This is a genomic window from Parageobacillus caldoxylosilyticus (assembly GCF_019272935.1).
GTDB classification, from domain to species: domain Bacteria; phylum Bacillota; class Bacilli; order Bacillales; family Anoxybacillaceae; genus Saccharococcus; species Saccharococcus caldoxylosilyticus.
This window is the reverse complement of sequence record NZ_CP040553.1, coordinates 2,977,634-2,999,838: the sequence shown is the minus strand read 5'-3', so window position 1 is coordinate 2,999,838 and position 22,205 is coordinate 2,977,634. Positions and strand designations below refer to the sequence as shown.

23 protein-coding genes and 1 riboswitch are annotated in these 22,205 nt (G+C 45.8%); of the genes, 2 read left to right on the top strand and 21 right to left on the bottom strand.

The features are described from left to right. Positions 1 to 10: 10 nt before the first annotated feature. From nagA to BV455_RS15380, 11 genes are all read right to left on the bottom strand, one after another. On the bottom strand, positions 11 to 1,183 hold the full coding sequence (gene nagA / locus BV455_RS15430) for an N-acetylglucosamine-6-phosphate deacetylase (RefSeq protein WP_218687376.1): 1,173 nt from the start codon (positions 1,181 to 1,183) through the stop codon (positions 11 to 13). A 383-nt stretch (positions 1,184 to 1,566) separates the two neighbouring features. Next, positions 1,567 to 3,372 (bottom strand): ATP-binding protein, encoded by a 1,806-nt coding sequence (locus BV455_RS15425; RefSeq protein ID WP_081159951.1) that lies wholly within the window; start codon positions 3,370 to 3,372, stop codon positions 1,567 to 1,569. Next, positions 3,372 to 4,088 (bottom strand): response regulator transcription factor, encoded by a 717-nt coding sequence (locus tag BV455_RS15420; protein WP_017435312.1) that lies wholly within the window; start codon positions 4,086 to 4,088, stop codon positions 3,372 to 3,374. The genes BV455_RS15425 and BV455_RS15420 overlap by 1 nt, the downstream gene beginning before the upstream one ends. A gap of 117 nt (positions 4,089 to 4,205) precedes the next feature. Continuing rightward, complete coding sequence (gene ccsB / locus BV455_RS15415; protein WP_017435311.1) at positions 4,206 to 5,393, bottom strand: c-type cytochrome biogenesis protein CcsB; 1,188 nt, start codon at positions 5,391 to 5,393, stop codon at positions 4,206 to 4,208. After that, positions 5,377 to 7,044: a cytochrome c biogenesis protein ResB gene (locus tag BV455_RS15410; protein ID WP_042408390.1), complete on the bottom strand. Its 1,668-nt coding sequence runs from the start codon at positions 7,042 to 7,044 to the stop codon at positions 5,377 to 5,379. Before BV455_RS15410 ends, ccsB begins: the two co-directional genes overlap by 17 nt. Before the next feature lie 13 nt (positions 7,045 to 7,057). Beyond that, positions 7,058 to 7,582, bottom strand: coding sequence for a thiol-disulfide oxidoreductase ResA (gene resA, locus BV455_RS15405; RefSeq protein WP_042408394.1), 525 nt, complete (start codon positions 7,580 to 7,582; stop codon positions 7,058 to 7,060). 97 nt (positions 7,583 to 7,679) lie between these two features. Continuing rightward, entirely contained in the window at positions 7,680 to 8,411 is a 732-nt protein-coding gene (gene rluB / locus BV455_RS15400) for a 23S rRNA pseudouridine(2605) synthase RluB (protein WP_042408397.1), read from the bottom strand. A 156-nt stretch (positions 8,412 to 8,567) separates the two neighbouring features. Then, a complete protein-coding gene (locus BV455_RS15395) occupies positions 8,568 to 9,101 on the bottom strand; it encodes a spore maturation protein (RefSeq protein ID WP_042408399.1) in 534 nt (177 codons plus the stop codon). Continuing rightward, entirely contained in the window at positions 9,101 to 9,697 is a 597-nt protein-coding gene (locus tag BV455_RS15390) for a nucleoside recognition domain-containing protein (RefSeq protein ID WP_042408401.1), read from the bottom strand. Before BV455_RS15390 ends, BV455_RS15395 begins: the two co-directional genes overlap by 1 nt. Then, positions 9,690 to 10,853 (bottom strand): D-alanyl-D-alanine carboxypeptidase family protein, encoded by a 1,164-nt coding sequence (locus BV455_RS15385; protein ID WP_218687375.1) that lies wholly within the window; start codon positions 10,851 to 10,853, stop codon positions 9,690 to 9,692. Before BV455_RS15385 ends, BV455_RS15390 begins: the two co-directional genes overlap by 8 nt. 180 nt (positions 10,854 to 11,033) lie before the next feature. Continuing rightward, a complete protein-coding gene (locus tag BV455_RS15380; RefSeq protein ID WP_042408406.1) occupies positions 11,034 to 12,032 on the bottom strand; it encodes a superoxide dismutase in 999 nt (332 codons plus the stop codon). Between the two features lie 117 nt (positions 12,033 to 12,149). Here BV455_RS15380 and BV455_RS15375 point away from each other — a divergent pair, with 117 nt between their 5' ends. Further along, positions 12,150 to 12,956 carry a DUF2935 domain-containing protein gene (locus BV455_RS15375; protein ID WP_042408408.1) on the top strand — a complete coding sequence of 269 codons (807 nt, stop codon included), beginning with the start codon at positions 12,150 to 12,152 and terminating at the stop codon, positions 12,954 to 12,956. 39 nt (positions 12,957 to 12,995) lie between these two features. Here BV455_RS15375 and BV455_RS15370 read toward each other — a convergent pair whose 3' ends face one another. From BV455_RS15370 to BV455_RS15355, 4 genes are all read right to left on the bottom strand, one after another. Next, positions 12,996 to 13,487: a YpuI family protein gene (locus BV455_RS15370; protein WP_042408411.1), complete on the bottom strand. Its 492-nt coding sequence runs from the start codon at positions 13,485 to 13,487 to the stop codon at positions 12,996 to 12,998. Positions 13,488 to 13,511: 24 nt separating this feature from the next. Continuing rightward, on the bottom strand, positions 13,512 to 13,931 hold the full coding sequence (locus BV455_RS15365) for a hypothetical protein (protein WP_042408413.1): 420 nt from the start codon (positions 13,929 to 13,931) through the stop codon (positions 13,512 to 13,514). A 61-nt stretch (positions 13,932 to 13,992) separates the two neighbouring features. After that, entirely contained in the window at positions 13,993 to 14,583 is a 591-nt protein-coding gene (gene scpB / locus BV455_RS15360; RefSeq protein ID WP_017435301.1) for an SMC-Scp complex subunit ScpB, read from the bottom strand. Between the two features lies 1 nt (position 14,584). Further along, the gene (locus tag BV455_RS15355; protein ID WP_026078473.1) at positions 14,585 to 15,340 is read right to left on the bottom strand and encodes a segregation/condensation protein A; all 756 of its coding nucleotides are present in this window, start codon (positions 15,338 to 15,340) and stop codon (positions 14,585 to 14,587) included. A gap of 106 nt (positions 15,341 to 15,446) precedes the next feature. Here BV455_RS15355 and BV455_RS15350 point away from each other — a divergent pair, with 106 nt between their 5' ends. Continuing rightward, positions 15,447 to 15,995: a DUF309 domain-containing protein gene (locus tag BV455_RS15350; protein ID WP_042408415.1), complete on the top strand. Its 549-nt coding sequence runs from the start codon at positions 15,447 to 15,449 to the stop codon at positions 15,993 to 15,995. A gap of 23 nt (positions 15,996 to 16,018) precedes the next feature. Here the strand turns inward: BV455_RS15350 and BV455_RS15345 are convergent, their stop codons facing one another. The 6 genes from BV455_RS15345 to BV455_RS15320 all read right to left on the bottom strand — a co-directional run bounded on the left by BV455_RS15345 (position 16,019) and on the right by BV455_RS15320 (position 21,881). Beyond that, positions 16,019 to 16,366: a GNAT family N-acetyltransferase gene (locus BV455_RS15345; protein WP_042408418.1), complete on the bottom strand. Its 348-nt coding sequence runs from the start codon at positions 16,364 to 16,366 to the stop codon at positions 16,019 to 16,021. A 123-nt stretch (positions 16,367 to 16,489) separates the two neighbouring features. Next, entirely contained in the window at positions 16,490 to 16,954 is a 465-nt protein-coding gene (gene ribH, locus BV455_RS15340) for a 6,7-dimethyl-8-ribityllumazine synthase (RefSeq protein ID WP_017435297.1), read from the bottom strand. 791 nt (positions 16,955 to 17,745) lie between these two features. Further along, complete coding sequence (locus BV455_RS15335) at positions 17,746 to 18,939, bottom strand: bifunctional 3,4-dihydroxy-2-butanone-4-phosphate synthase/GTP cyclohydrolase II (RefSeq protein WP_017435295.1); 1,194 nt, start codon at positions 18,937 to 18,939, stop codon at positions 17,746 to 17,748. A gap of 23 nt (positions 18,940 to 18,962) precedes the next feature. Further along, positions 18,963 to 19,610, bottom strand: coding sequence for a riboflavin synthase (gene ribE / locus BV455_RS15330; protein WP_017435294.1), 648 nt, complete (start codon positions 19,608 to 19,610; stop codon positions 18,963 to 18,965). 14 nt (positions 19,611 to 19,624) lie between these two features. Then, positions 19,625 to 20,716, bottom strand: coding sequence for a bifunctional diaminohydroxyphosphoribosylaminopyrimidine deaminase/5-amino-6-(5-phosphoribosylamino)uracil reductase RibD (ribD, locus tag BV455_RS15325; RefSeq protein WP_190977356.1), 1,092 nt, complete (start codon positions 20,714 to 20,716; stop codon positions 19,625 to 19,627). Between the two features lie 334 nt (positions 20,717 to 21,050). Further along, positions 21,051 to 21,184: riboswitch (FMN riboswitch) on the bottom strand. A 256-nt stretch (positions 21,185 to 21,440) separates the two neighbouring features. Further along, positions 21,441 to 21,881, bottom strand: coding sequence for a peptidylprolyl isomerase (locus BV455_RS15320; protein WP_017435291.1), 441 nt, complete (start codon positions 21,879 to 21,881; stop codon positions 21,441 to 21,443). Positions 21,882 to 22,205: the final 324 nt, after the last annotated feature.

Sequence of the window (22,205 nt, the reverse complement as noted above, 5' to 3'; positions counted from 1 at the left end):
CCCCCTCTTTTTATTTGGAATAGGCAAGTTTACCACGGCATATCGTCATTACGACATCATGCTGCTCATTTAATACGACGAGATCAGCATCTTTGCCGGCGCGGATGCTTCCTTTTCTGTCTAAGACGCCTAATTGCTTTGCTGGATTCCAGCTCGTCATGCGGATGATATCTTCTAAAGTGCAGCCGGTATACACCATCGCATTTTTCACCGCATCTCCTAATTTTAAAATGCTTCCCGCCAACGTGCCGTCACGCAATGTCGCCTTTTCCCCTTGCACCGTCACTTCCTGTCCGCCGAGCTCATATGTTCCCGCTCCAAGACATTTGGCGCGCATTGCGTCTGTAATTAATATGAGCCCAGTGCTTCCTTTATTCTGATAAGCGAAGCGAATCATCTCCGGCGCCACATGAACGCCATCAGCGATTAGTTCACATATTACTTCCTCGTGCATCAGCACCGCCCCGGCAACTCCCGGCTCACGGTGGTGAATGCCGCGCATGCCGTTAAATAGGTGAGTCGCATGCTTTACCCCTGCGTCAATCGCTGCTTTTACTTGTTTGTACACCGCATCAGAATGGCCGATTGAGGCGACAACACCATGTTCTTTTAAGTAAGCGGTGAGCGCCAAGCCATTCTTTTCTTCCGGCGCCAGCGTGACAAGGCGAATATGTCCATTTGCGATGTTCTGCCAATTTTGAAATAGTTCGATATTCGGTTCGATGATATTTTTTGGATGTTGCGCCCCTGCACGTTTTGGGGAAATAAATGGACCTTCTAAATGAATGCCAAGTACCTCTGCTTCCCCAGATGGATTGCTTCTATCTATATATTGCGCAACATTTTGTAAAGCACGTTCAATCTGCTCAATAGGTGCGGTCATCGTCGTCGCTAAAAAACTTGTTGTTCCTTCCTTTGGCAATGTTTTTGCCATTGTGCGCAACGCTTCGTCTGTCGCATCCATTACATCAGCTCCAAATGCGCCATGGATATGGACATCAATAAATCCCGGCACAACGGAGAAGCTTGGGTCGAGCTCCACCACCTCCGCTTCACTCGAAGCCGGGCATGATGACATCGGGCCTACTTCTACAATTTTGTCCCCTTCTGTCAGCACATACCCTTGCTCGATTTTCCCTGTTTCCGCATAGATAACCGCGTTTTTCAGCAACCGCCGTTTCACTAATATTACACCCTCTTTCTATATATTAACATTATATTATCTAGTTATCTATACCACTATATGTTTTCTTCATAAAGAAAAGAGGCTGTTCTTTTACCATTTTTGATTATGTTTCCGCTCATCCAAACTGGCGGCTCGTTTCCTTGCTCTGTCATGATGGTAATCGCCTGAACGAAAATCGCATGCAAGATGGCCTCCCCTACAATGGTCGGCGTTGGCGCAAACGGCCCGCGGACGTTCGGATGTGCTAATCGAGCATCTCTTTTTACTGCCTAATTGCCGATAACAAAGTCAACACACTCCAATAAATGTTTTTTGCTTGGATGAAGTGGTGTCATCGCCTTCGCACAGGCTATTTTTGCCGCCTAAAAAACTGCCCTCGCTTAACGCAAGGGCATATTAGTTTTCATGTGGCCGTTTGGCAAATAAAACGTAAACGTCGTGCCTTCATGAAGCTTGCTATGAACGGAAATCATCCCTTTATGCGCCTCAACGATGTTTTTCGCGATCGCAAGGCCTAATCCCGTTCCCGAACGGCCGCGCGTACGCGCCTTATCCGCTTTGTAGAAGCGTTCAAACACAAACGGCAAATCTTCTTCTGGGATGCCGGAGCCGGAATCCCGCACATGAATCGTGACGCCGTCTCCGCTGCGTTCGACGATGATTTTGACCATTCCGTTTCGGTCGGTATGGCGAATCGCATTATCAATTAAATTCGTCAGCACTTGCTCGATTCGATCCGGGTCGATCGTGATGTCGATATCCCCGTCTTTAAACTCGGCCGACAAATCAATATGCTTTTCTCTCGCCAAACCTTGAAATTTGCGGATAATCCGACCGATATAAGGTACAAGCTGAACATTTTCATAGTTTAGCGCAATATGTCCCGCTTCCATGCGGGCCAAATCTAATAAGTCATTGACAAGGCGGCCCATGCGCAGCGACTCGTCGTAAATCACTTTCGCCATCTCTTTCTTTTCTTCATCGGTGGCGGCAATATCGTCGATAATCGCTTCACTATAGCCTTGAAGCATGGCGATCGGCGTGCGCAGTTCGTGGGAAACGTTGGCGATGAAGTCTTTGCGCAACTTGTCTAAACGGCGCTCCTCCGTCATATCGCGAAGCACTGCCACCGCACCGCGCACGGTTGTTTTGCCGTAGAGCGGGGTCATTAAAATGACCCACGTCCGCCCTTGGATCGTCAATTCGATCGACTGCTCTTTTTCCTCGCGGACAACACGGACAAACAGTTCTTTTACTTGCGGCGGCAGCGGCGCAATTGTTTCGGAGCCGTTTCCTTGCTCGAAATACCACGCTTGCAAAAACCGCTCCGCCGGCGGGTTTGTAATCAATATTTCGCCGTCGCGGTTAAAGGTGATGACCCCGTCAGCCATGCTGCTTAAAATGCTTGCCAACTGCTCTTTTTCCTGATTTAGGGCATTGATATTAAACTGCAGCCGTCTTCCCATCTGGTTGAACGCCATTGCCAGTTCACCGATTTCATCGTGCGTCAAAATCGGCACTTTTGTATCAAACTTGCCGCGCGCCACTTCAAACGCCGCCTGCCGCATTTTTCGCAGCGGCGCGGTAATGCGGGTGGACAAGAAAAAAGCAAAAAAGGTTGTTAACACAATCGCGATAAATGCGGCAAGAAAAATTAACTTTTTCGTTTGCTCTGTCGTATCTTCAATTGCCCGCAATGATTGGTAAATAAATACCGCGCCCTGTTTTCCATCTGCCACCTCAAACGGCACGCCAACAATAATAACATCACTATATTGACTTTTACCAGTTTGTACGTTTGGCAAATATGTTTTCTTTTTTACGCTTTTTCCTTCCGTCCATACTTTTCGCAAATCTTTATCTTGCTTAATTAATGATAACGGCAAATCGCGCAATTCATCGTTTGTTGGCGAATACCAGTAATGTGATGAATCAACGATAATAACAGCTTTGGACATATTACCGACAAGCGTCCAGGCAATGGAACGAGCCAGTTTTTCATCTTCGTAATCATGCATCACTTCTGACACTTTCGTCGCCAGCCGCGTTAGCTCCTTTTCTGCTTCCTGTACATAATAGTTTTCAAAAAACTTTAAAAGGAGAATCGTTAGAATGAACAATACACACGACACCAGTAAGAGAATGGTAAACCATAATTTTCCGACAACACTGCGAAACAGCCACATCAGTCGTTCACTACCTCAAATTTATAACCGACTCCCCACACCGTAACAATCATTTTTGCCGCGGTCGGGGATACCTTATTTAATTTTTCCCGCAATCGTTTAATATGGGTATCAACGGTGCGTAAATCGCCGAAAAATTCATAATGCCATACTTCTTTTAACAGCTGCTCGCGGTCAAATACTTTATCCGGCGACTTTGCTAAAAACAGAAGCAGCTCGTATTCTTTCGGCGTTAAATTCACTTCTTTTCCATCAGCAGTGACACGGTGGGCGTCGTTATCAATCGTTAAATGCGGAAACACAAGCACATCTTTTGCCGTCGTATCTGTAAGAACGTACGCGGTATTGGCCGCGCGCCGCAACAGCGCTTTCACGCGCAATACGACCTCGCGCGGACTAAATGGCTTTACAATATAATCATCTGTTCCCGCTTCAAACCCTTGAACGCGGTTCGATTCTTCTCCCTTTGCCGTCAGCATAATAATTGGTGTTGCTTTCTTTTCGCGGATTTCTTTACAAACCTCGATGCCGTCCCTCCCCGGCAGCATCAAGTCAAGCAAAATGACGTCGTAGTCATTTTCGAGCGCTTTCGTTAGCGCATCATCCCCGTTGTCCGCCTCATCAATGACATAATTTTCCCGCTCTAAATACATTTTCAACAAGCGGCGAATTCGTTCTTCATCGTCTACCACCAAAATCTTCACTTGTTTATCCATAGAACATCCTCCCTAGTTCACTATTGTACAAAAAATCCCCCATATATATTTTACTGTAAAAAAGGATGCCCACGCCAATATTGGGGCATCCTTTCATAAAGCAAATCGTCCTTCCCATTATGTTCCAGCATAAGAATGCAGCCCCGCGATCACTAAATTCACTGCTACGAGGTTAAACATAATGATCGCAAAACCAATCACGGCAAGCCATGCCGATTTTTCGCCATGCCAGCCTTTTGATAAACGAAGATGCAAAAATGCGGCGTAAAACAGCCATGTAATGAGTGCCCATACTTCTTTCGGGTCCCAGCCCCAAAAACGCGTCCAGGCAATTTGCGCCCAAATCATCGCGAAAATAAGCGCCCCGAGTGTGAATACTGGAAAGCCGATCGCCACCGCGCGATAGCTGATTTCATCCGTTAAATCTAAATTGACGTTTTTCACGAGCGGCTGCAACGCCGCGGCAATGCGCTTCCGCAGCACGAGGCGGAATAGTACGTATAACACGATTCCCCCAATCAACGACCAAATGACTGTATTTAATTTTTTCGCATTGATAATTGCCGGCATATAAACAAGCGGCTCGAAACGGCCAGCGCTTTCTTTTGTCAATTTTCCTTCGTGCGGGCCGACTAATGCAGGCATATCGTAAACGACTTCCGCCTGTTGTTTGTTTTTATCAATCCACGTAAATTTTGCTTCATAATCCGCAAGGCCAAATGACGTGGATACAAGCACAAAGCCAAGCGTTGTGATCAAACAGAACATCACCACTTCGAGCCAGAACGTGCGCTTGCTTGGCTTCGATTGGTCGACGACACGGATTAAATAAATGAGGCCGGCAACAAAACTAACGGCCAAAATTGCTTCCCCCGTCGCCGCTGTTGTGACATGGATCTGCAGCCAATCGCTTTGCAGCGCAGGGATAAGCGGCGTAATCTCGCGCGGAAACATGCTGGCATAAGCAATCACCAATAACGCGACTGGCAGTGCGAATAAGCCGAGAATGCTTATTTTATAAATAAAATAAATAATGATAAAGGCGGCGACAAGCATCATTCCGAAAAAGGTGGTAAACTCAAACAAATTGCTGACCGGAGCATGTCCCGCTGCAATCCACCGTGTAATAAAGTAGCCTAATTGAGAAAGAAAACCGATAATCGCCGTGGTAATTCCAAGTTGTGACCAGCGATTTTTTCCCGTTCGTTCTTTTCTTTTATCGCGAATCGCGCCGCCGAAAAAAAACGTCCCGATTAAGTAAAGAATAAAAGCAATATATAGTAACGTGCTACTGAGCTGCGCCATGCGCTTGCCCTCCTTGTCCCGCGTTTTTCTCCCGATCCGCCTGATCCACCGGCATCGCTAATCCGGTTCCATCAAGGATGCGGCGAATTTCATTTTTTAAACCGAACCAGTTTTTATTCGTATGCGCGGCAAGCCATACTTCGCCATTGATGCGCTGCACCCATATGCGGCGGTGGTTCCAGTACATGCCTTGGATGAGGCCAATCATGAAAACAGCGCCGCCCAATCCCAAAATCCAAAGCGTAAAATCACGGCGCACTGTAAGGCCAGATACGTTCCGCGTTTCCAATCCAGCAAACGCCATTTTATACTTGTTGTTTCCAAACGGTTCAATCGTTTGCTGAATCGCTACAAAACTCACTTCCCCTTTTGGCTTGTCCGGGGCAAACATTTTAAACACAAACGCCGGATTGTTTGGAATTTTCGACTTCGTCGCTGGATTTCCGTCTTCATCGAAATAAAAATCAGGAAAATAGCTTAATAGTTCGACGCGGTAACCGTGACCAAGGTTATAGGAAGCTTCTGGATTGTGCAAATTAATATCAACCGTGCCAAACGTTTTTCCCGACGTTTTATCCATTAACTGAAACGCCATTTTATATGGCTCATTTTGTTTAAAATCGACTTGATATAGTGCATAATGGTCATATTTTAATGGTTCATTGACGCGAATCTTATACTCTTTGATTTTTTTCAGCTTCGGCTCTTCGCCGGCAATCACCGGCCCGATGCGTTTGTAAAGCACGACGTTCGTTTGGTAGTTTTTCGCCACCATACCGTTGCCGACCCGGTCGATGGCCGCGTTGAACACTTCATTGTCTTTTCCTTTTTGGTATGTTTCAAAAATAAATTTTTCGCTCTTTAAAAAGTATTTCCCATGGGTTCCCGGGATTTCCTTCGTTTCCCCCTCGCGAATCCACATCACTTCATCAACATACATCCCAGGGACAAAACGAAGCATCGCTCCGATTAAAAAAATAATTAATCCGATATGGTTGACATACGGCCCCCAGCGGGAAAAACGGCCTTTTTCCGCTAAAATATTGCCATTCTCTTCACGAATATGATAACGGCGCTCCGCCAAATTCTCTTTTACCCGCTTTAGCACGCCGTCCATATCGGCAACTTGCGAAACGCTAAACAACCGCTGCCGCCGCAAGAAGTTTGGATGTCGAGTAACCCCCTGCTGTTTTAAAGCACGATAAAGCGGAATGACGCGGTCTAAACTGCAAATGACGAGCGATACGCCGATCGACGCGATTAAAAGCATGTACCACCATGAACCGTACAAATTATTAAAACCAAGCTGATAATATAACTTTCCTAGCCAGCCGTATTGGTCCGCGTAATATTCAGCGGGACTGACATTTGGCGGAAGATACATTTCCTGCGGAAAAATCGTTCCGATCGCCGAAGCGATGAGCGTAATGACAATAAGCGTCACTCCGACCTTCACCGAAGAGAAAAACGCCCAAATTTTATCGATAATGGTCTTATTGTACGTTTGGGAACGGCGCGCGCTTCCTTCATAGCGCATATCCAACAGTTGCTTTTTCGTTTCCGAGTGTTCTTCGAGCGGCTTTCCGCACGATTCGCAAAAAGCAGTCCCATGCGGATTAACATGGCCGCATTCGCATTTTACATGTTCCATTTGGCAAAACTCCTTACGGTTTAATGCTTTCCATATACTGCTTTACCATTTCTTCTGTCATCGTTCCAGTAATAATCTTTTTCACCTTGCCGTTTTTGTCAATCAAAAACGTAGCCGGCAATTGATTGACATCATAGGCGTTCATCACTTGATCTTCGCGGTCGATCATAATCGGAAACGTCAGGCCAAAACGATCGGCAAATTTTTGCACGCTCAGTTTCGTCTCGCCGACATTGACTGCGAGCACTTCAACCCCTTCGTTTTTATAGGTGCCATATTGCGCGTTAATGTACGGCATTTCTTTCTCACATGGCTTGCACCACGTTCCCCAGAAGTTTAAAAATACGCCTTTGCCGCGATAGTCAGACAGACGGTGTTCTTTTCCGTTTAAATCGGTCAAAACAAAATCAGGTGCCGTCGAACCGACGGTGACACGCGCCTTTTCCGTAAAAAAGTTCGCGTAAATCGTATATCCCACCGCCGCCAATAACAGTAATAAAATCACCGTTCTCATGATAAGCCGCTGCTGTTTTTTCATCTTTCAAACCCCTTGAAATCGTAATATCCCATTTTTCATTATAACAGTGTTGTTTACCATCCTAACCGTCATTGTATGAACGTTATGTGACAATGTTTTACTTTCCGCCGCCTGATAACGCGAGCGCGCGCAACTGTTTTACTTCATGCGGCGTCAGTTCGCGGTAATCCCCGGGATTCAGCCCCTTTAGATCAAGAAACGCGTAACGTTCCCTCTTCAATTTCATCACTTTGCAGCCGATCGCTTCAAACATGCGGCGCACTTGACGGTTCCGCCCTTCATGAATGCGGATTTCAATAATCGCTGTCTGCTTTTGTTTATTGATAGAAAGCATTTTTACTTTCGCCGGCGCCGTCATGCCATCTTCCAGCATAATCCCTTTTTCAAGCTGTTTTAATTGCTCCCGCGTCGGAATTCCCTTCACTTTTGCGATATATACTTTCTCGATTTCATAGCGCGGATGCATTAATAAATTGGCAAAATCGCCATCGTTCGTCAGCAAAAGAATTCCCGACGTATCGTAATCAAGACGTCCAATCGGATAAATACGTTTATCAACATCTTTGAAAAAATCGGTCACCACTTTGCGGCCTTTGTCGTCTTTCACGCTCGAAATTACTCCACGCGGTTTATAAAGAAGATAATATACCGGCTCCTCCCGTTCAACCGGTATTCCGTCTACTTCGACTTTATCTTGCGGGCCTACTTTCACGCCAAGTTCGGTAACGACTTTCCCATTTACTTTTACTTTCCCTTGCAGGATAAGTTGTTCAGCCTTCCGCCTTGATGCGATTCCTGCATGGGCAATCACTTTTTGCAAGCGTTCCATCGCTGTTTCACCTCTTTCATCATCTTACTCTTTCCGTAAAAAAGATACAAGCGTGCCCTCTCATTATTTTTATCATACTCGCTTTTTTTCGACAAATACAAAAGCTATACCGACAGAAAAACAGCAAAAGCAAAAAGCCGCCTCAATAAAGGCGGCCTATTTGCCAAAGACAAGCAAAACAATAAAGAAGGAAACAATAAAACTGAGAATATCAGCTAAAATTCCGACTTTCAGCGCATCTCCCATCTTTTTAATCCCAACAGCTCCGAAATATACCGTTAGCACATACAGCGTTGTTTCCGTGCTTCCCTGGATCGTGGAAGCCAATCGTCCGATAAACGAATCCGGGCCATAGGTAGCAATTAAATCGGTTGTCATTCCAAGCGCGGCGGTGCCGGAAATGGTGCGAATCATCGCCAGCGGCACCACTTCAGCCGGAAGACCGAGCGCATCGGCAAGCGGCTTAATCCCGTTCATCATATAATCAAGCGCGCCGGACGCTCGGAAAATGGAAATGGACACCAGCATGCCGACTAAATACGGAATAAGCGAAAACGCAATCTGTATTCCTTCTTTTCCACCTTCGACAAACGCTTCATAAGTCGGCACTTTTTTTATTGTTCCATATAAAAGGATAAATGCGATCGTTACCGGAATAAGCCAAGTAGAAATAATTTGAATAAACGTCATTACCTCTTCCCGCCCTTCCGCGTGCGCTTCCAGTAATAATAACGATCAATCAGCACGGCCCCGATGGTTGAAATCGTCGAAGCGACAAGCGTCGTGCCGATGATTTCTCCCGGCGATGCCGAGCCGTATGTCATGCGGATCGAAATGACTGTGGCCGGAATCAAGGTAATACTTGAAGTATTAATCGCCAAAAACGTCACCATCGAGCGGCTTGCTACATCTTTATGGCCATTGAGCTTTTTTAATTCTTCCATCGCCTTAATTCCCATTGGAGTGGCGGCGTTGCCAAGCCCAAACATATTGGCAATCATGTTGGAGACGATATAGCCGAGCGCGGGATGGTTGGGCGGCACTTCCGGAAAAAGGCGGCGGACGAGCGGCTTGCAAAAACGCGAGAGCCTCTCAAGCAGCCCTGCTTCTTCTGCGATTCTCATCAAGCCAAGCCAAAACACCAGGATACTGATCATGCCGATAGCGATCGTGACTGCTTCTTTCGCGCTTTTAAAAATTGCTTCGTTCACTTCATTCATCGTGCCATGAAACATCGCAAACACAATTCCGATTATAGCCATCGCTACCCAAATAAGATTAACCATCGCTTCCCACACCTAAAAAATGAAATACGTTCCAAATGGAATGATCTGTTTCCTTGCTCATGCTTTTTTTATACAAAAGCGGAACTTCATCAACTGCTTTATCTCCTAAGTAAAGCACTGCTTTCCCAACGATGGTTGGGATGCTGCTTTCGTCTTTTTTCCACTCCTTTTGTGGACGCAAAAGATAAACTTTTACATGCAGTTCTTTTATTTCTTCTTCCGTCACAGGATATCGTAGGTCACGGCTTGCTTGTATGTTTTTTCGGTAAAAGGAATCTCGAACCTTTTTCACCATTCGCTTTCGATTTACTTTTGCCGTCATATAATGGTTAAAACCATATTCATACATGGCGATGTGGTCGTTCCAATCATCCGGTGCATCCAATGTTACCGCAATTAAATCCATACCGCCTTTGGAAGCGGTAGTCACAAGCGTTCGCTTTGCCCGTTTTGTATAGCCGGTTTTTCCTCCCGTACAATACTCATACAAACTGGTGAGCAGCTTATTTTTATTCCTCCATACCCGATCCCAATCTTCTCCGGGAGCAGCAGGAGCCCGGTATACTTCTGTTCCGGAAATCTTGCGAAACTCCTTATTTTTCATCGCATATTGCATAAGGAGCGCCATGTCATAGGCAGTGGAATAGTGATTTTCCGAATCATCTAATCCGTGCGGATTGGCAAAATGGGTATTGCGCATACCAATTTCTGCCGCTTTTTGGTTCATTAAAAAAACAAATCCTTCGACACTGCCCCCAACATGTTCGGCAATCGCTACCGCTGCGTCATTTCCCGAACGAAGCATCAGCCCATAGACAAGATGGCGAAGCTTTATTTTTTCTCCTTCCTTTAAATAAATCGACGACCCTTCTGTATGGACAGCGCGGGCGCTTACCGTTACCGTGTCATTCATTTTTCCTGATTCAATCGCTAAAATCGCCGTCATAATTTTTGTAATGCTGGCAATGCGCCGCTTCGTATGGGCGTCTTTTTCAAACAACACGCGTCCCGAACGCTGTTCCATCAAAATCGCGCTTTGCGCACTTATTCCGTTCATTTCCTTTTCTTGGCCTATTGCCTTTGCTCGATCCGGAATACATGAAAAAAGCACCATCATCGCTGCGATGAACAGTACAATTTGTTTCCGTATCTTCATGTAATCCCCATCCCTTTTGCTGTTTTGTACAAGTTTATGCGCAAAACAAATAGATATGAATGTAAAATGTACAAGTTCACTAACGTAAGCGTCATTGTTAGTATACACTCGGCTTGTTAACGAACGAAATCGCTTGTCGGTGATACTAACACAAAAAAAGACGAAGGAGCTACTCCCTCGTCAAAACGGTTTCCAGCGCAGCTTTCGTGCCTGCTCAAACCGTTCTTCCACATCACGCCAATTGACGACGTTCCACCAGCTCTTAATATATGCAGCACGGTCATTTTTATATTGTAAATAATAAGCATGTTCCCAAACGTCCAGCACCAACAGCGGGATCGTATCCCATTGCGTCATGAATTGATGCTTTTCCGTCTGTAAAATTTCCAAACGGTGCGACCGCGGCGACCAAACGAGCAGCGCCCAGCCGACTCCTTCGACGTTCTTTGCCGCCTCGGTAAAATGACGCTTAAATCTTTCAAAACTGCCAAAATCACGTTTTATTTGTTCTAGCAACTCACCGCGCGGTTCCCCGCCGCCTTCTGGATGCATATTATTCCAAAAAATCGTGTGCAAATAATGGCCAGAACCGTGAAACGCCGCTTCCCGCTCCCAGTGCTTCAACAGTTCATAGTCATTCGTTTCGCGCGCTTTTTTCATCATTTTTTCCGCTTTATTTAAGCCGTCCACATAGCTTTGATGATGCTTTGTATGATGCAGCTGCATAATTTCTCTGGAAATATGCGGCTCAAGCGCATCGTAGCCGTATGGTAGCGGCGGGAGGACATGCTTGCCTGCTGCCACATATGTTTCTTGTCTTTCTTCTGCCTCGCTTTCTTCCTGGCCGATGGCTGTTTGTTGTCTTTCTTCTATCCCGCTTTCTTCCTGTCTGATAGCCGTTTGTTGCCTTTCTTCTATCCTGCTTTCCTCCTGTCCGATGGCCGACTGTCCATTTTGCTGAAGCGCCAGCGCTTTTTCATATACTTCGTCCACCATGCGCTGAAGTTCATAAATGGCGTCTTCCACCCATTCGCCGCCATGATTTTCAATGTAGGAAAGCAAGGAATCAACGCGGCAATCGTCGCTGCCCTCTCCCCGTTGCAGCAAAATTTGTTCCACTTGTTTTCCCCATTCTTTTACTTCCGCCACATATTGTTGAAATAGTTCTTGTTCGTTCATCTCGAAACCCTCCTTTTTTTATCACCCATATCGTATGCCAACAACCTAAAACTCGTTCTTGTCCGCATTCACCCATTTCCTTTACGTTCATACATATAAAATCGAGGTGAGGAACAAATGAACAAAACATTGGAACAAGAAGCATTATGGGAAATGCGCTTTTGGATGCAAATTCTTGGCGACCATTGTCGATTTATTCTTGAATCTTTAGCAGAAAAAGAAAAGGCGGAAATCGATCAAGCGAAACGATTCATGCATGTATTTGATGAACTGTTAGAAGAAGCGCGCCGGCCGCCAGCAGAATCTTGGACTGCGCTTATTCAGCGCGGAAAAGAGGCGGGTGAACAGCTGCGGGCATTTAAACTTCATTTGTTGAAACGACTTTTGACAGAAAAAATCAGCTTTTCCCTTCCTCCCACTTTCGTCAACCATATGGTAAATGAATTAGAAGAATGGCTGCGGCTTGCCGGCTATTACGCGCAAGGAAAGCGTCCGCCTAGCGTCCATCCGCTTCATCATGATTTGTTATGGCTGCTTGACGCTGCTGGTCATGCCGATGCGATCCATGACCGCCTTGACCATGCGGAAAAAAATTTGAAACGACAGAGCCATGTATTTGCAAAAGAATGGGAAGAGCTTTACTTAAAAGCGATCGAAATGGCCGGGTATTTACGGGCCCATATTTATCAGTTTCCAGCACTGCATCGCTTCCATCACGACATTGAATTGGAAATGGTTATTTTTCAGTGCTTTTTACGTGAATTGGAAGAAATGGAGCTGAACAAAGAAGTGCTTGGCGTCCTGACGCCGCTGATGGCGGACCATATGGCAAGGGAAGAATGTTATTATTTGCAAAAATTAGCGGAAACGACGGCGGAAGTAAAGCCGCCTGTCTGCGATCCAACGAAACCACGGGTGGAATAACGAAAAGAAAAAGCTGCCCCGCCTATGGGGACAGCTTGCCTATTTGGATTGAATCGCCTTCGTGCGATAGTCTGTTTCATAAAATTCCAGCTCTTCGCGAATCGTCTGAAATTCGCTTTCCAGCGACAGCAGCAGCTTCTTGAACGAAGTAGGAGGAGTTTGGCGAAATTTCAGCGAGTTGCGCCCCGTGTATGCAGAACGGCTGTCTTCATACCAGGCATCGCTTTTCGGCGTAAAATATTCCGCGACACATAAATGATAAACGCGATACAGCGTCTTTTCCGCCGCCGTTTTGCGAAACGGCTCTTCACTCAATACGATGCGGCACGCCTCAAGCCCCTCTTCACAATAGACAACAAGGCGGCGCAAATTGGAAAGCAGCAATTGATAATATGCTTTATCTCCATCTCTTTGTTCTTCCAATAGTTTGGACAGCGTCGTCTCGTTTAAATAATCGGTAAGCGTCTGCACCGTGTTTTGCAAAAAAGCTTCAACTTGTTTCGTTTGCTGGAAAACGATTGAGTTTGCCATACAGAAAAACCCCCGTTGCTTAGTTTAAGATGGCTGACGGACAAAAAGGAGCGGCGACGATAATGAATATTGCCCTTTTGTCTCCAGCTCCGTAAATAGTTCCGGCAGTTTCGTAAAGTCCATGTGCGCAAAATAGCGACGGAATTCTTCTTCCTCATTGATATATACGCGTTTGCGGTGGCGGAAGCTCGGGTTTTGCAATAAGCAGACAAAGGCAACAATGTCGCGGAAATAAACGTCACGCCCCGGAACAGCAAAAATCGGATCGCCCTCATATGGCGTATACGCGGAAATGGATTGCTCAAAATAACGCAAATATAAGACATGAAGCGTCTTTTCCACTCCGTCTTCACGAAACGTTACTTCTGAACGGTTGAAATAATCCTCAAACGTATTCGATTGCGATTTTTCCAGTTCATGCCCTTGCAAGCGGCAAATTTGCATAAAACGACCCCCTTATTCACATCCGAAACGATATGCCCCCTTTACTCTTATCTTATCATACTCACGTTGACTCGTTAAAATTTTCTTCAAATTTTTCAAAAAATAAATCCGCTTCCTTCTCCATTTCGCCGTCCGCCTGTAATTCCGGAAGCGGGGGCAGTTCCTCTAACGTTTTGAGCCCAAAGTAGTCCAAAAATTCTTTTGTCGTGCCATATAAAATCGGGCGTCCTGTTCCTTCCGCACGCCCGACTTCTTTGATCAGCGCTCTCGCCATTAACGTTTGGATCGGCTTGTCGCTTTTCACCCCGCGGATTTCTTCGATTTCCGCCCTGGTGATCGGCTGGCGGTACGCAATAATTGCCAGCGTTTCGAGCGCCGCTTGCGACAATGAAGTAGAGCTAGGCGATTCGACAAGCTTTTTTAAATAAGGGGCATGTTCTTTTTTCGTCGCCAGCTGAAACACCCCCGCCAACTCCACAAGCTGAATGCCGCGCTGCCCGCGTTCATACTCTTCTTTTAAAGCAGAAATAATCTCTTTCGCCTGCTCCTCTTTGATTTCTAATACGGAAGCGATTTGCTGAAGGGACAGCCCCTCGTCGCCGGCCGCAAACAACAGCCCCTCGACAATCGCTTTATATTCGCTCATCTCCATGTTATTCCATCCTTTCATTGCTAGAGATGAAAATGTCGGCAAAATTCCGTTCTTGTTCAATAATGATTGCGTTTTTTTTCATCAGCTCTAAAATCGCTAAAAACGTGACGACAATATATCCACGGTCATAATACGGAAATAAATCATAAAAATTTTTGCGCGTTTTCGTGCGCTTTAGCTCTTGTAAAATTTCTTCCATGCGCTTTTCAATGGAAATGTCTTGCCGGGCGATTTTTGTCCGCAGCGGCTTTTGCAATTTTTTACGACGCAACAGCTTGGAGAGCGCGCCAAGCATGTCGTACACATTGACTTGAAGCGGCCGCTGCATCAGTTCCTTTTCGTCCGCGTATATGCTTAAATCACTCGGCGGCTTCGTAAATAAAAGCGCCCGTTCTTCTTCCTTCTTTTTTAACTCCTGCGCCGCTTCTTTATATTTTTTATATTCTAACAGCCGCTGCATCAGTTCTTCACGCGGGTCGCTTTCCGGCAGCTCCATTCCTTCGTCCAATATTTCTTCCTCATGTTTCGGCAGCAGCATTTTGCTTTTGATCGCCAACAGCGTTGCTGCCATCACTAAATATTCACTGGCGATATCCAACTGCAATTCTTGCATCGTATGAATATACTCCATATACTGCTCGGTAATTTGCGCGACTGGAATATCATAAATATCAATTTCATAGCGATTAATTAAATGCAGTAAAAGGTCAAGCGGACCTTCAAACGCATCAATTTTCACGTTATATTGCACGTTCATCCCACCATTTTATGACACTATCGATAAGTATAGACGATAATCTGGCATTGTCCAAGCAATTTTTTACGACTAATATGATACAATGGATACCATATGGATACAACAAATGGATACAACAATAGGAAAGGTCGTGAAGTCATGTATCCCTGAAGCCTATATCCGTTATTTAGTTCATTTTCATACCGACCGCGATTATTTCGAGTGTCATGAAATATTAGAAGAACATTGGAAAAAAGATGGTTACAAAAAAGTATGGGTGGTGCTTATTCAAATTGCCGTCGCGCTGTACCATCATCGTCGCGGCAACAATCAAGGGGCGCTGCGCATGATGCAAAAAGCGCGATCGCTTTTAGAAAAAGAAGAGCGAGCCATCCATGGACTGGGTCTGGATGAACAGCTGCTTGCCGAACAGCTCGAACGCTATATAGAACGGATTATGCAAAATAAAGGATATGAAAGCATCGAACTGCCAATTCGCGATGAAACATTGCGGAAAATATGTCAAACGATATGTGAAAAACAGGGGCTTACTTGGGGACAAGCAAGCGACTTAAACAATGTTTATTTAATGCACAAGCATAAATTGCGCGACCGCACGGAAGTGATCGCGGCTCGAGAAAGAAAAAGAAAGAACAAAGAGCTGCCGGACCGTTAAGCGGCAGCTCTTTTGCATTGGTGTTAACACTCGCATTTATCGAAAAAGGACGAGGTAAATTCATTTCCCTGCAATCGATGGTTTGGATACATATCTTTTAGAGCTTTGACCATTTGCTTTCCAATCCCCTGATGGCGGTGCGAAGGGTTGACGCTGATATGCTGGATTTCGACAACGTCTGGATCGCGCAGCAGTACTCCGATAATGCCGACAATGTCATCGTCTTCTTTCCATAAAAACAGTTGCCAGTCGTCGTTTGTTTCATACTGTTTGATCGTTTGCTGCAGCTTTTTTAGATCTTTTTCTGTCGGCATGAACGACAGAAGCCCCATGGCAATCTTTTCATAGTTTTTCCGATAACGAATCAGCATAAAAAATCCCTCATTATCGACAAAGACTTTTCCAAAACAGAAAAGTTTTTGTCATTTTTCTCATTACGTATTATAAACGTTCTTAATGATATTGTGAACTATTTCGCGCATTTTTAACACAACTTATGCAAGCGTCCGCAGCAAGTTCGCCATTTCAATGGCGCTTACTGCTGCTTCCCAGCCTTTGTTTCCTGCTTTCGTGCCAGCCCGTTCAATCGCTTGTTCAATCGTATCAGTCGTTAACACGCCAAATATAACCGGTGTTCCGGTCGATAGCGCTGCGTGCGAAACTCCTTTTGCCACTTCATTGCATACGTAATCGTAATGGCTTGTCGCGCCGCGGATGACAGCGCCAAGCGCAATCACCGCATCATATTGCTTCGATTCTGCTAATTTTTTCGCCAACAGCGGAATTTCAAACGCCCCCGGCACCCATACGACCGTCACCTCGTCTTCGTTGACCCCGTGCCGTTTCAGGCCATCAAGCGCTCCAGACAACAATTTGCTTGTAATAAATTCATTAAAGCGGGAAACGACGATCGCGATTTTCAATCCTGTGCCAACTAAATTGCCTTCCATTACTCTCATTGCTAGTCCTGGTTACTAAAATCTGTAAAAATCGACCCCTCGCGATGAACCAGCAAAACTGCTTGCCGCTCAGGAAACACCTGAGTTCCATCAGGAAGGGAATCCCTCATGTCTCACCTGCCGTGAAAGACACCCCGTGGCTTGCTGTCAGCGGCGGCACTTGTCGTGCACCATTCCTTCCATCGGTCAGCACACGACAACGATTTTAGCAACCAGGTCTACACCTCCTTTAGTTGAATTTGATACTGACTTAGCCAACAACATTTGTGCAGAATGTTCCATAATGGCCATTCATGTTTCTCTTTGAAGTTCTCGATCTTTTTCAGCGTCATACCTAGGATATTGTCGTTGTTTCATTCCGCTTTTTGAGTGCTTGTAGGATTCTTCCATCGATCCTAACACAGCAACCAAATGGCGTTTCACTTTCGTTTTTATATGAACGAAGTTGTGATTCATTTATATGAACGAAGTTGTGATTCATCATCGGAAACAATTTTCATCACCCGAACGTTTTCATCCCCTTGACGTCCCCCTTGTTTGGATTCCTTAGAACATATATTCGCTAACTCTTTTTCCTTTCCTTTTTACATGCGGAAAGGAGAGAGGATTTTTTATCCTAAGACAGGAGACGATGGAAAAGATGGAGAACATCCGCCTCCTTGCGTTCAATAACAAATAACAGGAGATATTTACATGATTTTATAGATGTTTAACAAACTGCTTATACCTCCTATCTTTTCCACCCATCGATTTTATCATAATCCAAAACAGCAAAAGACACGAACTATTGCTTATAAATGGAGCATATGCCCTAACTTTTCATACTTGGTGCGCAAATATTTTTCATTTTCTTTTTTCATCGGCATTTGCAGCGGAACGCGTTCGACTACCTCAAGGCCGTGTCCTTTTAAGCCGGCGATTTTGCGCGGATTGTTCGTCAATAAACGTATTTTTGTCACACCGAGGTCTTTTAAAATTTGCGCGCCGATGCCATAATCGCGCAAATCGGCAGGAAACCCGAGCTTTTCATTGGCTTCTACCGTATCATAGCCTTGCTCTTGCAGCTTATACGCGCGCAGTTTATTCATTAATCCAATGCCGCGCCCTTCTTGGCGCATATATAAGAGAACGCCGCGCCCTTCTTCTTCAATTTGGCGGAGTGCTGCATGAAGCTGCGGTCCGCAATCGCAGCGATACGAGCCAAACACATCTCCTGTTAAACATTCAGAATGCACGCGGACAAGAATCGGTTCGTCCGGAACAATTTCGCCTTTTACGAGCGCCACATGTTCTTTTCCATCAACTACATTGGTATAGCCGACCGCTTTAAACCGACCGAATTCTGTCGGCAGCATCACTTCCACTTCGCGTTTTACAAGCTTTTCTCTCTGGCTGCGATATTGAATTAAATCTTTAATCGTAATCATTTTCAATCCAAACTCATCCGCGATGTTGCGCAAATCCGGAACGCGTGCCATCGTGCCGTCTTCTTTAATAATCTCGCAAATCACTCCGGCCGGCTTTGCTCCGCATAACCGAGCTAAATCCACCGCCGCTTCCGTATGGCCGGCGCGCCGCAATACACCGCCTTTTTTCGCGACGAGCGGAAACACATGTCCCGGCCGTTTAAAATCGCTTGCTTTGGCGTCAGGATCGAGCAGCGCCTGAATTGTCATCGAACGTTCATAGGCGCTGATTCCCGTCGTCGTCGATTTATAATCGATGCTGACGGTAAACGCCGTGCCATGGGAATCGGTATTATGGTTCACCATCGGCGCAAGGTCCATCTTGTCCGCCAATTCTTCGGTAATCGGCACGCAAACAAGCCCGCGCCCGTATTTAATCATAAAATTGATCACTTCCGGCGTCGCTTTTTCGGCCAGTGCCACGAAATCCCCTTCATTTTCCCGGTCTTCGTCATCGCATACGATAATTACTTCTCCTTGCTTCAATGCCTCAAGTGCTGCTTCAATCGTATCAAACATCTGTTTGTGCCCCCTTTTTAGCTTTACTTATAGCCGTGCCGTTCCAAAAATTCGAGCGTAATGGCCGATTGCGTTGCTTCCTTTTTTTCTTCCATAAATTGGGCAACATATTTCCCGATCATATCGCACTCAATGTTGACAATATCCCCTGGATGTTTTTCCCCTAAAATCGTTTCCGCACGCGTATGGGGGATGAGGGAAATCGTAAACGTATGATCCGTCAGCCCAAAAATCGTTAAACTTGTGCCGTCGACCGCGACCGATCCTTTTAAAATCATATATTTGCGCAGTTCTTTTGGAATTTCAATTTCGTAGTATACCGCATTGGCCGACGGCCATTTGCGGACAATCCGGCCGATGCCGTCCACATGCCCGGAAACGAAATGGCCGCCGAAACGTCCATTCGCCGCCATCGCCCGTTCCAGATTGACTTTGGACCCTTTTGTTAATGTGCGGAGCGACGTCGCTTTGACTGTTTCCGGCATCACATCGACCGTAAACGTACGGTCGGTAAAGGACGTGACCGTCAAACAAACCCCGTTGACCGCAATGCTGTCTCCAAGATGGACATCCGTCAAAATTTTTTTTGCACCGATCATCATCACAATCGCTTCACCCGACTGCTGTATTTGTTCGATCGTGCCGATTTCTTCCACAATTCCGGTAAACATCCTTCATTCACCCTTTATATGTTCGGTATGGCAACGATTTTTATATCGGGACCGATCCTTTCCACTTGGCGGATTTGAAGCTCCATCACCTCCGCCATATTGGCAAAACCGACCCCGCCGATTGGCGTCGGCGCCTGTTTTCCGCCGATGATTTTCGGGGCAAAATAGGCGACAATTTCATTTACTGCCCCCGCGCGGATAAAGCTGTCATGCACATGCGACCCACCTTCGACAAAAAGCGAAGTAATTCGTTTTCCGCCAAGCACGCGCAATAATTCTTTGATATCGATGTAAGGTTTATCCATGGAAATCACTTTTACATATTCTTTCTCATACTGTCTCTTTTTTTTCTCACTGGCCTCACTGCCGACAACGATCCACGTTTCCGCCGCGCCGTCACGGATCACGTTGGCATCGAGCGGGGTGCGCAAATGCGTATCCAAGACGATGCGGATCGGGTTTTTTCCGCCCTCCACAAGCCTTACTGTCAAGCTCGGATTGTCGGCAATCACCGTATTGACCCCGACAAGAATCGCATCGTGCAGCGCCCGGTAACGATGCACGTCTTCCCGGGCCGCTTCCGATGTAATCCATTTGCTTTCCCCGGTCGACGTCGCGATTTTTCCGTCCAGGCTGCTTGCATATTTGAGCGTCACAAACGGCGTTTTCGTTGCAATATAGTGGAAAAATACGCGGTTTAATTCATCTGCTTCTTCTTTCAGCACGCCAAGCTGTACCTCAATTCCCGCCTTTTGTAGCTTTTCGATTCCCTTTCCGGCCACAAGCGGATTCGGATCCGTCGTAGCGATGACGACGCGGCGGACGCCCGTTTCGATCAACAAATCGGCGCAGGGCGGCGTCTTCCCGTAATGGCTGCACGGCTCCAATGTGACATAGACCGTCGCACCCTTCGCCTTTTCGCCGGCCATGCGGACGGCATGTACTTCCGCATGCGGCTCCCCTGCTTTTAAATGGGCGCCCAATCCGACCACTTCTCCATCTTTCACGACCACCGCCCCGACAACCGGATTAGGAGACGTCTGCCCGATCCCTGCTTTGGCGATTTCAAGGGCCATGCGCATATATTGTTCATCGCTTCGCACCATGTTTGCCTCCTTTTTTTCATAAAGAAAAGCCCCAGGCGCAACATCCTGGGGCAAAGTTATGCAGAATCATCAGCAACGTATGTAAAAAACCGTAAAGCGGGGCTCGTTTCTTTTTTAGATAAACCGACCGACATAAAAACAAATATCGTCTATGGATATTTTTAACAAACTGGTTGCCGTCTATCCGTAAAAAAACGAAAAATGAACTGCGAAAAGCGATGTTTCCCCGCTCAAACAGCTGCCGTTCGAAATGCCTTGACATCCTGCAACAAAGGCAGAAACCGCGCAGGGAAAAAATGCCTACGCAACACGAACAGGCAATCATTTATACGTTGTGATCCTTCTCCCATCCAGACTATACTGTCGGCTCCGGAATCGCACCGGATCGTGCCTATACGGCTCGCGGGCTGAGAAGCGCATCGCTTCATCACCGCCGGTCGGGAATTTCACCCTGCCCCGAAGGATACACCGGTATGAAATTGAAATTTTTTAATTTTTAATTATTATATCACATGATAACCGTTTGTCCATTCTTCCATAGCATTGTCGTTATTTGGCAATGAATATCCAGTAAATCGCTCCCCACAGCAGGCTTGCTCCGAGCAGAAGAAAAAATAAAAGCCAATTTCTTCGCTTCATTTTTTCACCTCTTGCTATGATCTGAACACGACATGGAAAAAAGACTTAACAGCCCCGCCGTCTGCCAAGTCTTTTTTCCGCCTGTTTATTCCTCATCAAACACTTTAACTTCTTTCATGACATCCCCGTTTTTCATGGATTTTACTACATCCATTCCCGATGTCACTTGGCCAAACACCGTGTGGATGCCATCAAGGTGCGGCTGCGGTTCATGCACAATAAAAAACTGGCAGCTTCCTGTATCTCGTCCACGGTGCGCCATCGAAATCGCACCAGTCACATGCTTATGTGGATTGTTGTCCGTTTCGCATGGAATCGTATAGCCTGCATCCCCCATGCCGTTGCCATACGGACATCCGCCTTGGCTGACAAACCCAGGAATGACGCGATGGAACGTTAGCCCATTATAAAAACCTTCATTCGCTAATTTTTCAAAGTTAGCAACCGTAATCGGCGCTTCATTTGGAAACAGTTCAAACTCGATTTTTCCGCCATTTTCCATTAAAATATATCCTTTTTTCGCCATACATTCCAACTCCTTTTTTGACTTACGCATCATTATCATACTATTATAGTTGATATAAAAAAAGCAAGAAACTTCACATAGCACATTGATATTGGCAGATCCAGCAAGCAATATAGCCAAACGCATATGATACAATAAAATGATAGCACTAAAAACGCATATATTTTAATATAATGATGGAAGCTATGGTATTCTCGCTTACATACCCCTCCTGCTCCTATAAACGTTAAACTTACAAAATGGATGGTGAGGGAAATGCAAGAGACGGCATTTTAGTAGAAAAAAATGGCGGAAAACGTTATAATCAATTTACCTTTACCAAAG